The sequence below is a fragment of the Streptomyces dioscori genome (assembly GCF_003024195.1).
Classification (GTDB): Bacteria; Actinomycetota; Actinomycetes; order Streptomycetales; family Streptomycetaceae; genus Streptomyces; species Streptomyces dioscori.
This window is the reverse complement of the sequence record NZ_KZ679041.1, coordinates 140,713-153,591: the sequence shown is the minus strand read 5'-3', so window position 1 is coordinate 153,591 and position 12,879 is coordinate 140,713. Positions and strand designations below refer to the sequence as shown.

At 66.2% G+C, this 12,879-nt stretch carries 6 protein-coding genes and 2 pseudogenes; 2 read left to right on the top strand and 6 right to left on the bottom strand.

Going from position 1 to position 12,879, the window contains the following annotated elements; all coding sequences use genetic code 11:
• Positions 1-208: 208 nt before the first annotated feature.
• Both C6Y14_RS44040 and C6Y14_RS44925 read left to right on the top strand, forming a co-directional pair.
• Positions 209-1,549: a hypothetical protein gene (locus C6Y14_RS44040; RefSeq protein ID WP_159074216.1), complete on the top strand. Its 1,341-nt coding sequence runs from the start codon at positions 209-211 to the stop codon at positions 1,547-1,549.
• Positions 1,550-1,562: 13 nt separating this feature from the next.
• Positions 1,563-1,695, top strand: a pseudogene (locus C6Y14_RS44925) (IS110 family transposase); the annotation flags it as partial.
• A gap of 9 nt (positions 1,696-1,704) precedes the next feature.
• Here C6Y14_RS44925 and C6Y14_RS11930 read toward each other — a convergent pair.
• The 6 genes and pseudogenes from C6Y14_RS11930 to C6Y14_RS45845 all read right to left on the bottom strand — a co-directional run.
• Positions 1,705-4,434, bottom strand: coding sequence for a TerD family protein (locus C6Y14_RS11930; RefSeq protein ID WP_107016577.1), 2,730 nt, complete (start codon positions 4,432-4,434; stop codon positions 1,705-1,707).
• A complete protein-coding gene (locus C6Y14_RS11925; protein WP_107016576.1) occupies positions 4,424-6,493 on the bottom strand; it encodes a DEAD/DEAH box helicase family protein in 2,070 nt (689 codons plus the stop codon). The genes C6Y14_RS11930 and C6Y14_RS11925 overlap by 11 nt, the downstream gene beginning before the upstream one ends.
• Complete coding sequence (locus C6Y14_RS11920; protein WP_225891026.1) at positions 6,490-6,912, bottom strand: hypothetical protein; 423 nt, start codon at positions 6,910-6,912, stop codon at positions 6,490-6,492. The genes C6Y14_RS11925 and C6Y14_RS11920 overlap by 4 nt, the downstream gene beginning before the upstream one ends.
• Before the next feature lie 358 nt (positions 6,913-7,270).
• A complete protein-coding gene (locus tag C6Y14_RS44035) occupies positions 7,271-7,447 on the bottom strand; it encodes a hypothetical protein (RefSeq protein WP_159074215.1) in 177 nt (58 codons plus the stop codon).
• A gap of 985 nt (positions 7,448-8,432) precedes the next feature.
• The gene (locus tag C6Y14_RS11910; protein ID WP_159074214.1) at positions 8,433-12,218 is read right to left on the bottom strand and encodes a hypothetical protein; all 3,786 of its coding nucleotides are present in this window, start codon (positions 12,216-12,218) and stop codon (positions 8,433-8,435) included.
• A 182-nt stretch (positions 12,219-12,400) separates the two neighbouring features.
• Positions 12,401-12,787 (bottom strand): annotated as a pseudogene (locus C6Y14_RS45845) (integrase); the annotation flags it as partial.
• Between the last annotated feature and the right edge of the window lie 92 nt (positions 12,788-12,879).

Here is a 12,879-nt window from a genome sequence, read left to right as displayed (position 1 = left end):
CTGTCCTCCCTCACCGGGTGGCCGACGCCGCTGGCCTGCGGACGAAGCCGAGGCTCTCATGCGCGTCGCTGGCCTGGAACCGCTCGAACCGTACGCGGGGCGTCGTGGCAAGGCGTGGCGGTGTCGCTGCAACGGCTGCGGGCGTGAGACATCACCGAGTCTGGGCGGCATTCTGGCGGGTCAGGGAGGCTGCCGACACTGCGCGGATGTGAAAGCGGCAGCGGGCAGAAAGACCGACCCGGACATCGCGGTGGTCGCCATGCGTGCCGCCGGACTGGAGCCGCTGGAACCCTATGCCACCTCGGTGACTGCGTGGCGCTGCCGCTGCACGACCTGCGGCAACGAGGTCTCCCCGACCCTCATGAAGATCCGTACTGGTGGCGGATGCAAGTTCTGTGCCACCCACGGCATCGACCTGGCAGGACCGTCGAAGGTCTACGTGATCACCCACCGGGAGTGGCAAGCCGTCAAGATCGGTATCGGGGCCTGCACCGGCTATACCTCTCGCCTCATCCAACACGAACGGCAGGGCTGGCAGCTGCATCAGGCCCGTGAATACGCCACCGGCGCGGCTGCCTACGACGTCGAGCAGGCCGTGCTGGGCCGCCTGCGACAGGCCGGGCTCATTCCCTTCCTCACGAGCGACGTCATGCCGAATGGCTGGACCGAGACCTGCTCCGCGGCCCGCGTCACGGCGGCCGAGGTCTGGGCCATGGTCGACGAGGAAACTCGGAACGCCACGGAACCCTATGCACCCCGAGTCGGCGACCGACCCCGTACCGCGGTCCTCATCGACGCGGCGGCCGCAGCCGCCGAAATGCGGGCCTGCGGATACGAGCCACTCGTTCCGTATCCCGGCCGCACCAACGCGACTTGGCCCTCGCGCTGCATGACCTGCGGGCACGAGGGACGTCCGACCTTCAATGCCGTCCGTAATGCGGGCCAGCGCTGTCGCGTCTGCCGGGCGAAGGAGACCCAGGCGAAACGCGCCGCCGCGAACGCGCCGAAGGCGGGCGAAACCATGCGCGCTGCCGGACTCGAACCGCTGGAACCCTACCCGGGCAGCGCAACGCCGTGGCGGTGCCGCTGCACCACGTGCGGTCGCGAAACCAGCCCCACCTACTCCAACGTCAACAGTGGTTCGAAGGGCTGCCGGTTCTGTGCCCTCAACTCGGCCACCGACGAGCGGGCGTCCGCCGAGGTGCGAGCTGCCGGGTTCGAGCCGCTGGAGCCGTACCCCGGCCGCACCACGGACCATTGGCGCTGCCGCTGTTCCTGTGGAAACGAAGTCACGACGCGCCTGTCCTCCATCCGGTCGGGCACCACCGGCTGCAAGAAGTGCCCCCGATCCGGCGGCCGAACCGATCCGGCGGCAGCCGCCACGGAGGCACGCGCCGCCGGGTTCGAGCCGTTGGAGCCCTATCCGGGGAAGACCACCGACCGGTGGCGCTGCCGTTGCAGGTGCAGCACGGACATCACACTCACCCTGACCAGCATCAGAGGAGGCCGTACCGCCTGCGGCACGTGCTCCCAAGGCCCGGCTCAGTAACCATCAGCGGTCACAACGCGCCAAAGGCAAACGCCACACCCAGGCCGTCATGGCGTTCTCCCGCCGCCAGGGTCAACGTTCTCTGGGCTCTCCTGCGCGACAGACGATGCTATGAGCTCACACCGCCGATGGCCCGAGCGGCTTGACAAACGGCACTAGGAATCGACGTTGATGCCGTAGTCCGCGGCCAGGCCCGCCAGCCCGGTGTCGTAGCCCTGGCCGACAGCACGCACCTTCCAGCCCGAATAAAGTCGATAGACCTCCACAGCGATAGCGACGGTCTCGCGCGAAACGAAGGGAGCTGGCTCAAAGGACAATCTTTCACCGGAGGGTTGGGTGATGTCCGCGCGCCATGTGGAGTGCTGGTCGAAGACAGCTACGGGCTGGGATTCGAGGTCGATGCTGGCGATGACTGCCACGGTGTGGATGTCGTCGGGAATCTCGGGCAGCTCCACGGTGACGATGTCGCCATCCGTGCGGACTCCGTCGTGGTGGGGATGGTTATAGAAGACGAGGTCCTGGTCGCTGCGGACCTTGCCGTGGCGGGTGAGTAGGACGGCGGAGACATCAACGGGCGTACCGGTGGCGGTGACGCGCACCATTACCCGCTCGGATGAGAGATGGGCATTAGCGCCCTTGCCCAGCACGTTCCCGGCCTCGCGCTGAGACTCTGGGGCAGCCTTGACCGCATCCGCGTCGGATGCCTCTGCGGGTCGGCTGGTACCGGTCAGCGCGGCGAGGGTGTCCTGGAAGAGGGGCCAGCCTTGAGCTTCTTCGCCGGGCCAGGGCCAGGCCAGGCGGTGGGCGCCGAACTGTTTAGGTGTCGGCGGATGTCCGAGGGCCTCGTAGAGCTGCACATAGTGCAGGCTTTCCTCGGCCAGGCGGCTGAGCTGCCACTGCCGTTGGGCTTCTTCGGGCTGATTCATGCGGAGGTCGTTGTCTACGGCGGCGCCGCCGAGCGCGGTGTAGACGCGCTCGGCGAAGACGTGGCCGTCACTCGTAAGCAGACGAGCCGGACGCTGTTGCTGGGCGGCAGCGGGCTCGCCGATCGCGGTGTACAGGGCGCCGAGGTCACCGCCGGTCCATTGGTTGGCCGCGCTGGTGGCGAATTGGGCGAACTGGATCAAGGTAGGTGGCTTGCCCTTCGCGGCCACGAACCGGTGATGGGCACGGGCAACGTCTTCCAACGCGGCGCGCCACCGCCCCTTCAGGTAGGCGTCGAGATACTGCTCCGCCCAGCCACGGCGATGGCGGGTGACGATGTCACGCACCCGCTCGAACCCTTCGCGGCGGCTGCCGCTGCTGTGACTCATCGTCAGAGCGAAGGAACCGATCTCGGTGTCCACCGGTAGCTCCCTGCGCTCCCGGACGATCTCCTCCTCCGGTCCCAAATGCCGCTCAGCAATGCGCAGTTCCTCGAACAGATCCGGCGAGACAGGACAGCCAGCGGCACGCAGCGCATCGAGGGGACGGCTGTAGTAATCGGCCACACCAGACAGAGTGGCGCGGGAGTAGGGGCCTTCGCACACGAACCAGGCGGTCAGCGCGACACCGTGCCAGAACTCCAAGGCGGGGCCGAGCGTTTGGGCCATCAGCTGGTGGGGCCGGGGGTTGCTGACGATGGTGCCTGGGTGGCGCTGCAGCGTCACCGACTGCCAGAGGCGGTCCACCTGCTCGTTGCTGGAGGCGGGCAGCACCTGCCGGTACAGCTGCTGGGTGATTCCCTGGTCGTCCTGCCAGGCGAAGGACATGAGCTCGTTGTCGACGAGTCCCCACAGCGGCCGCATGCCGGGTCTTTGGACAGCATGCGTGTGGTCGAAGGCTGTCCACCAGTCGCGCAGGGCTGCAGCACGTTCTTCGACGGGGGAAAGGGAGGTCGGGCCACCGAGGAAGGCCGCAAGCATGGCATGGATTTCGTCCTCCGGGATGCCCGCCTCGGCGGCCATGCCGGCTGCCTGGGCAGACATCCCCACGTACAAGCGCGGCTCAGGCAGCGCGGTGACGACTTCCTCGTCCGAGTGCGGTGGCGCCTGCAGGTAGTCCAGTACGGTCAGCCAGTCGCCGGCGAAGTAGCCGGAGACCACCGGCTGCAGCGCCCGAGTCAGGACCCGCCTGGCCAGAGCGGTACCGGCCTTGGCCTTCTTGGCGAAGCCGGCCATCAGGGCCTGCGTCTGCTGGATGCGGTGACGGGTAACGAGCTGCAGAGAATCAGTGGCGGTGAGGGTGTCCAGGAGCCGGAGGCGGGCGCGTTGCTGCCCGCGCCGATCCAGCCGGTGCCAGCCGCCACCGAAGCGGAACTCCTCGAGCGCATCCCGGCCCAAGCCCAGCAGACGGTAGCGTTCCTCGACACCGGCCCACTGCTTCTGTTGGTCTTCGACGGTCCCGGCCGGTCCCGTTGCCCGCACCCGGACCGGCTCCAACAACGTCTCGAACAACGGCACCAGCAGCGCCCACAGCAGTACCGCGTCCGCGCCCTCCACAACGCTGACCCGGGCGGTGTCATCGGTGGCCAACGTCACCACGTGAGCGGGGTGTTCACGCAGCAGATGCGGCAGGTTGACTGCTCCTGCCTTCACGGAGAGCTTCTGCGGCAGGTACCACGCACCGCGTTGCTGTTGCTCCCGCACTCCGAACTTCTCAGCGCACCAGGCCTTCTCCGACCCGCTGAGCCCAAGCACTTCAACACTGTCCACAGCCTGTGGTCCTTGGCCTCTGATCACCGAGGCCACTCGCTGGCCTCTCAGTGCGGCGGCCAGCAGCCGGCCCGCGAGCGCGTCGAGCTCCGCGAAGCGCTGGTGCTGCCCGGCAGCCGCCTCCAAGGCAAGCCCCTCGTCGGGGGAGGCGCCGATGACAGGCTGCCACCAGCGCGGCTCGTCACTGGCCACCGGTCAGCCTCCGCATGTACTCGACGAACTGTTCAAACGGCATCGGCGTCGCGGTGTTTTGCGCGTAGACGGCGTAGCACTGGGCCATCAGCTGCATCTCCCGCTCCGCCCGCCGAGCTTCCACCCGGCCCAGATCGTGCACCACCCGCTGTTCGACACGCCCCTGCTCGTACAGCACGAACGCATCAACCCCGCCCGGGACTTCGCCATCAGAGGCCGCCTCTCCCGTGCCGTCACCGTCCTGTACCACCTCCAGCGTGGCGGGGTCGATCAGAGGAACGTCGAGCAACACTGCTGGATCCATGTCGTTGTCCGCGCACATGGCCTCCAGATGGTCCTCCAGGCCGAGTTCGGCATGGCAGACCACGTCCAGGTACTGCTGATCGACAGCCAGACCGGGATGCCTCAATACGCGCACACCACGCCCGATGAACTGGTAGAACTCGCCGAAGCTGCCATACGGGCGCACCGGCACCACCACGGTGATGGGCGGGAAGTCGTAGCCCTGGCCGAGCATCCGCAGCTGCACGATGCCTTGCAGGTCTCCCGCGTCGGACTCGAAACGCCGCCGGGTGGCTTTGATCGTCGAGGCCGACATGCTGTGGTGCAGCGTGCCGCACGGGATGCCGTGCTCTTCAGCGATCCGGGCGATCTGCTGCGCATGGGCCTCACCCATCGCCGCGAACAGCGCCCGGGGTTTGACCGGGGCCAGCAACTTGGCCTGCGCATCCAGACAAGCCCGCGTCACGGTCATCACGTGCCGGATCGACGCCTCGGACTGCGCTGTGATACGGGCCATCTTCCGCTCGTCTTCCAGGGCGGCCAGCAAGGCATCACGGCCCACGATCTGTTCGCGGCGTCCGTCGGGCCACACCGCCTCGTAGACCGTCGTCGCCACTTCCGGGGCGAACCGATGCACACGCAGGTTCTTCGCCGAGCCGTCCGCGACGGAGTCCACCAGCCGGTAGCGGTAGACGACATCGGCGTCGATCGGTTTACTGTCCAGGCGCTGGAAACACGCCGACATCAGCAGCGTGCGTGCACCCTCGAAGTGGGCGAAGAGCCTCTGGTAGGAGGCGCTGGCCGCGATGTGCGCCTCGTCCACGACGATGAAGTCGACATCCTCCGGCTCCAGCTTGGCCAGCAGGTCCCCATCCTTGTCGCCAGTGCCCAGCGCGTGGAAGTTCGTCACCAGCACATCTGCGGCCAGCAGCCGCTGCCTGCTCACCCGGCTGATCTGCCCGTCGTCCCTGTCCAGGACCAGCGTGGCCGGCGGGCGCGCGCCCGGCAGCAGCGGGCCGCCCGCCAGACCGTACAGAACATTGCCCGGCATACCCGGATCGAGTGCCTTGGCGAACGTGCCGCGGATGACCGAGCCCGGAGTCACCACCAGCGCCCGCCGCCTGCTGAAGGACAACGCAGCCGCCACTCCCAGTGCGGTCTTGCCGGCCCCGACCGCCATCACCGTGGCCGCATGCCGTCCTCCGGACGCGTAGTAGTTGGCCAGCGCGGCCAGAGCCTCGTCCTGGCACGCCCGCAACGGCTCCCGCGCCACCGAAGCGCGCACACCAGTGAAGTAGGACCCACCGGCCGCTGGCTGGGCGCCCAGAGGCGGATCGGCCGCCCGCAAGGGATCCCCCGCCATCTCCGGGACCTCAATGCGCGGTACGGCGACCACTAACGGCGCAAGCGCCGCATCCTGGCGCAGCATCGCCTGCAGCTGGGCAACGCAGCGCGCGGTGTCCAGGCGCACCGCATCATAGGAAAACCGCAGCACCGTCAGCCCCGTGGCAGCCAGGTCGTTCTGCCGTAGCCTGTCGTAGGTGAAGGCCCCCCGGTCACTGTGGAAGGTGAACCCGTCCAACTCGACGGCCAGTTGCAGCGACTCACCTGAGATCAGGTAGTCCAACCTGTAGGTGCGTTCATTGACCGTCACCGGATGCTGGCTGCGCACGTGCGCCACGATGCCCCGCTCCGCAGCCGGAGCGAGCACCCAGCGCAAGAACGCCTCTTCCAGATAGGAGGCCGAAGGAATCACATGGTGCAGTCCCGTGCTCATGCAGCCCCGCCAACCGCAGCTTCCTGCGCCAACGCACCGACCTTCTCCGACAGCTGGGCCACCTCGTCCTCGCCCTGTCCGAAACGGGCCAACCGCTTTGCTACGCCGAGAGCTTCTTCGAGAGCGCCTTCGCGTTCCAGCAGCACAATGAGCCGGGACACGGACGTCACATGCACGAACGACTCCGGGATGGGACCGGTGTCGAAGGACACCGCCTGAGGGGCCGCCTCCATCAACTCCAGGTCCAGCAGCGCAAACACCTCAAGCAGCTCAAGCCCTTCCGGATAGGAGCGCCGACCGCTCCACATGCGGTCAACCGCACCCTGCAGGACGAAGTGGTAATCCATCGCCACACCGGGAAGCTCCAGCGCCTCCCAGACCCGGGCGACCAGGTCCGCTCCGCTCGCCTCTATGGGCACATGCCGGCTGGCTGGCGTTGCCGACGTACTTCCCTCAGCAGTCGGCCACATCGGTGATCCGTACGACGCCTCCGGGCGGACACGTGCCTCTGACAGCGCCTCGCGAACAACCCCAGGACTACCCGTGAAATGCATGCCGGGCACGGCCGCCATTCGCTCAAACCACGTCACCACGTTCCCCGCTCTTCCCACTTCCGCTGCCTCAGCCGCCAGGTCACGGCCATACCCTGCTGAGCGTCTCCCGTGCCCCGCCAATGCAATACCACCTCGCGAACCATATGCCCGCCAGCTGAAGCAAGTGACGATTTGAGGGAAGATCCGGCCGCCTTACCGCAGAAAGCGGAAAACTTCTCAGGAGCTACTGCCGCGCAAGTCGTAAAGACGCGAGGGGCGACGATGCCTGGATCAGTCGGGTCCGTGCGTCGGCGAGGTCGTAGAGGACCGCGAGGCCGTCCGCTTTGGCGTAGGCAGAGGTGCGCATGTGCTGCGGGAAGTGCTCGCGCAACGCCACAGCCATCGGCAGATTCGCACTCATGGTATTGGTTCCAGGGACGAAAAATCCCGTGCGGCGGCTGTCCTTCCATCACCCCCCCCCCGCCGAGCGGCGCCGTCTCGTCCTCTGCGATGAGGTCATTGCCTATCTCTGTGTACATGTAGCCGAAGCCCCAGATCCGCCTCCCGAGCTGGTCCAGGAACTCCGCAGGATCATGACCAACCCCTGCAGAAAATTCCCGACGAATGCGCCCTCATGCTGCACCCCTGAATCCTCGGAGGCGCACACATCAGCCAGGGCCCACTGTTCGACCACGCTGAAGCGCCTCGGCCCCGCGGCCAACGCGGCTGCCGCAACGCCGTTGAGGCCGGAGCAGATCGTGTTCCTGCGGACGCTGCTCGTGTCGGCCCGGCTCGCGAAGCCCGACTGTTGACCGGCGCCAATCGTCGCGCGCTCCTCGACGACACGGTCATCGTGCAGTTCCACGAGCACGTCCGCAGGCCACCGGCCCGCCCGCCGAGGTCGTCGACCAGGTCCGTCCGATCCCCGCCCCAGCCATGGCCCGCGAGTCGTCGGCCACACCGATATTAGCGGCCAGCCGCCGTTCTCCTGCGCCGCCGCTGCGCTGTGAGGTCCGCGAGCAGGTGCGGACGGTCTTCGCCTCGATGTCGGTGACAAGCCCGCCAGCCGCTGCGGTTGACTCCTCAGGCGGTGGGGCATGAGCGACGAACCGTTTTCCACCGCCGACTGCGAAGCGCTCTTCGGGCCTATTACCACCGTGACCACAAAAAGGTAAGCCACGAACAGGTTCATACTGATGCCGTTCGTCGTGGTCATCCAAACTCCGATAGCCACCGCCACAACAACTGCAGCAAGACCTGTGCCTACGACCGCGGCCTCGGGGATCTTCTCCCACTGGGCATCGCCGTGCATTCGCTCGGGGCGTTCCTCTTCTCGCCGCTTTCCAACTCGACGACCTTGGCGTCAATAGCTGCTCACCGTGTTGCACCACAGCGAATACCAGGGCCTACTCCAGACCCTGATGCCGTCGCTCTGCCTCTTGGTCCTCCCGTCGGGCATCCGCTTCGTACGACTCTGCCAGCGCTTTGAGCAACTTCCTGGTTCGTGGCCACACGCGTACTCGTTCGGCTTGTTCCCGGAAGGCTCGGGCCAGCTCCGACTCCTGCGCTCCGCCGTCCAAGAGTCCCCGGCTGGTCACCCCCCGTTTGTTGTAGATACCGATGCTGAGACCTCGTTCAAGATCACTGCTGTTGATCTCTTCGAGTAGGTCTCGGACGGTTTCTGGTATCTGCAGGTCATCCTGGTCACGCGGGGCGCAGGCAAGTACCTGGCCGATCTGTACGTCACCTGCCCTGGCACGATCTCTGGCAGCCAGTTCCGCCCGTGCCGTAATCACCCACGTACGCAGCACGACTGGGTCGAGGATCCCGTCGGCCGTGAGTCCGGGACATCTACGCAAAGCACTCAGGACTCTGTAGGCGCGGCTCGCGATATTGCGTCTGTTCTCGGGCTCGACGGTATCGCCTAGGTCCTCCTCGCTGGTGCTGGAGCGGAAAGCCCACGTCACCAGTTCCGCGAACGCCTCAGGGTCCTCGACAAGCGTCTGCTGGAGGATTGGAGCCTCGGCCTCGAACCCCAGTGCAGGAAAGAGTTGCCACTCCAGGCTGAGGATGCGTTGACGCCCGATGTGCTCGTGGTGCCGGGCCAGTAATGCGAAGAGATCCTGGAAGCGTGAACTGAGGCGCCCGATCTCAGGATCATTCAGCGTAGCTGCGATGAGGTTTTCAAGTCCAGTGACGACGATTTCAGCAGCCTCTGCGCCGCTGCCCGCCTTTCTGTCGTATAGGAGGATCAGGTCCAGTGCCGCTGCGGGACGTCCAGCGCTCAGCAGCGACCGTGCCGCGTCAAGGGATCGCGGGAAGTCCGAGCCGAGTCCGTAGTAGGAGAACTCACGCCAGTAATGTCCTGCTACTTCCGGGCTGAGTTCGTCGAGTTTGGACCAGGCGCTGGCTGCTTCCGGGGAGAGGCGCAGGACCGTTGCCTGAGTCTGCGGAACCTCAGTGAGGGAGAGAAGTCTGTCGCGGAGTTCATTCCCCTGGGTCCACAGGCGCCGGCGCAGGTATCCTGCCGCAATCTCCCTGGCGGGTGAGTCGTCCCCTTCGATCCAGGACAGCAGCTCTTGGTCATGGTCTCCGGAGTGTTCTGCCAGAGCGATGCCCACGAGGTCCGCGAACTCTGTTGCGGAGGCCAGTTCTACGAGGGCTGCCAGTCCTCCGTTCGCGAGGGTCTCCCCGACCGCCGTAGCCCGCCGGGCGAGGATTTCAGCGTCGTATGCGGCGAAGTTGTCACGGCGCTTGATGTCGCCGAGCGTGATCCAGTGGGCTTGGAACAGCCAGGCGTGCCGCTGCACCGGATCCTGCGGCTCCAGCGCCTTACACGCGGCTTGGAGTGGTCGAAGCTCATCTGCGGGAAGGGCCCAGGCGGTGTCGGAATACTCCTCGTGCCGTGAGATCTGATCGCGCAGCGCATGGTGGAGAACCGCACGCTGAGCGTCATCTTCCGGACCGTCGGCCAGCTCGGTCAGTCGTCGCGCGACCTCAGCGCGGTGCTTGGGAGGCAGATCGTCGATCTTATCGATCAGGTCCACATACAGCTCGGGCGCGGCGCTGAGTTCGTCGAGGAGCAGGTCGGCAACGGCTGTCGTAACACTCCATCGATCATGGGGAGTTACGGCGATGTTGATTTTCCAGTCACGGAAACGCGGACCAGGGTGGACCATTTGTACCGCGTGACCGTCAGGAATGAGCTGAAGGAGCAACTTACGGCCGACTGCCGGGTGCCTGCGCATCAGGCGTTGGATCACTCTGATGCGGTCCTCGGGGCGGGCGGTGGTGTTGGGAGCCCATGCGCTGAGGATCCCCACCAGACTCGCAAGCGGACGATTCGAGAGCCGGCCGCCCGGATCCACGACGGCCAGCGCGGTCAGTACGTCCACTACGTCATCGAGGTGCTCCGGAGACCATGCCAAGATTTCCAGAGCGAACAGAAACCGTGTGTGAGGAGAGCTCGGTCCCAGCCCCATACTGTTTGGCTGACTGTCGGTGAACATGCCAGCGTGAAGTGGCGTTGTGCCGCTGAGCCCCTGGTGCATCGCTTCTATGAACTCCTCCGGGGCAGCTTCAGCCAGCAGAGTGAGCACGTCGCCCAGGGAGCGCCACAAGCTGTATGTGTCATCGGCGTTGGCATGTTGCAGTAGATCCCGGACGACCAGCCGTGCCCATCGATCCCCCGTGACGCCTACTGGGCCTCTCAGTTCCTCACCCATGGAGCCCAGGAGGGCGAGCGACTGGGCGAGCCCTGAGCGGAGGGTCTCTGAGGAGCGCCGCCTCGCGCCTACCAACCCGGCCTTCCACCTCTCGGCCGGATCAAGGGCGAGAGTCGGGTCCGTTTCAGTCAGTACCTCCAAGGCTGCCGTTCGGAAGGCGTGGAAGTCGTCGCTGGTGAGGGATGTACCAAGCAAGGTCCATGCATCCTCGACGGCGAGCACGTGCCACATTTCTTCCAGGTTGCCGAGGAAGGGAATGTCGGCGCCGACAGCGAGCTCCCGGGCTCGTTCCTGCAACGCTTCGTACTCAAGGCCCAGACACTGACCGACCACACGGCGGTCTTCCCGACTGTCCCCGTTCCAGGAATTCAGCAAGAGCAACCGACGGCGGACCATGTCGTGCGTCAAGACCTGTGCCGGTGTGAGCGGCTCCGGGTGGTGGGCCAAGGCGCGCCGCAGCGCCAGAAGGCTGCGGCGACCGAGCGTGCCGAACCGGGCCGCACGTTCGTACGGCATGCCGTCGGACTGCAGCAGGGACTCGATGGCCTGGCTGTGGAGCCTGGGCACCGTCACGTCGCACGGGCCTCCGGGCATCGCCGCCCACACAAGTTGATGAGGGTGCTGTGGAAGGTCTCGTGCGAGCGCCGGGTCTGCGAGGACCAAGATCAAGGGCTGGCGCTGCGCCCCCAGTTGGTCGAGGCTGTCCCTGTTGGAAACGAACAGCACCCGGGCCCCTACCTGGCTTGAGCTCAGGATGCCATCCTCTTCCAGGGCTGCGGCTACGAAGGCACAAACCTCGTCGGGGCGTAGATCACCGCCTAGTGCGATGACCGACCGCCCGGTGGTGAGTACGGCACGGAAGTCGGCAGCCGCTCTCTCTCGCCCGGCCAGCACCACCGCCTGGTCCAGGGGAACCCGCGTCGAACGGAGCCAGGTGTCAGTCCACCACGATTGCAGAGACCGCACACCCGGCAGCGCCTTCCTCAGCCGGGCAGCAAGCCATGCCGTAGTGGCGGGCGCCTGCTCCAACCAGAGGTCGATCCCGTCAAGGTTGTAGCCGCGTACCTCCCGCCACCGGCCATCCCCTGTGTGACGCGCGGCCCAGTTTCGGCTGTCTCTCCACGTGTCGAGAACGACTTGCACATAGGTAACGTCTTCGGGCAGGAGCCCGCTCGGCCCCTGAGTCCTCTTCCCGTAGTCGTCATCGGCCTTGCCGTTGCCGCCGCCAATGGACAACTCCCACACCGACGTTCCCTGCGGCACGAACGCCGACGGTCCCGACGTTGTGACGATGCCGTCAAAACCTCCAACCGCAGTGCCGGAGCCTCCCGGCATGTCCAAGGATTCCAGCCCACTTGCGGTCTCCGCTATCAAGCGCCTGACCAGCAACGGGAGCACCGTATCGAAGCCCGCGTCACCGCGTGCCCTACGAAGATCGTCACGATCGATTGGCGGCCATGCAGTCATGCTCCGACGGTACTGCCACCCACTGACAGTCATCACCAATGCAACTCCGCCGACTCCTCGCCGCCCCAATCAACGGCGACGAGCTCGGCCTGCAGGCGCGGACACGGAGGCGCTCCCCGTAAGCCACAGTAAGCCTGATGCCTCGTCAGGCCAGTCGATATGGGTGCGGATCCTTCGAAGGAGCCCAAACTTGGATTTCCCCTGGTCAGGCGCAGCACCAGCCCTGGATCGAGTGCACGGTGCGGGGCCGGCCTCCGCGCTTCGGCCGGGACTGGGAAGCGTGTCGGCGGGCGATGACGTTGCGGTGCCAGCGCAGTACCCTGTCCGGCCGCACCAGCAGCCGCATACGGCGCAGCACTTCCCGTGGCAGGGCATGGAGGAACGACGCCAAAAAACGCCCGGTTGCTCGCGCCGAACCGGACCTGCTGCCCGTTCAGCTGCCCTTCCAGAACGCCGATCTGGTGGCGCAGAGCGAGGATCTCGACATCTTTCACCCGGTCGCTCATCGGCGCCAGTCGCAGCATCGCGAACGCGTTCGTCACACCCAGGTATGCCAGTCTCAGCAGCACGACCGATCATCATGCCGCGCCAACCGGCGCCGCGCGATACCGGCGACTCGATCGGCCTCGGCCAACACCCAAACGCCATCCCACCTGCGTGG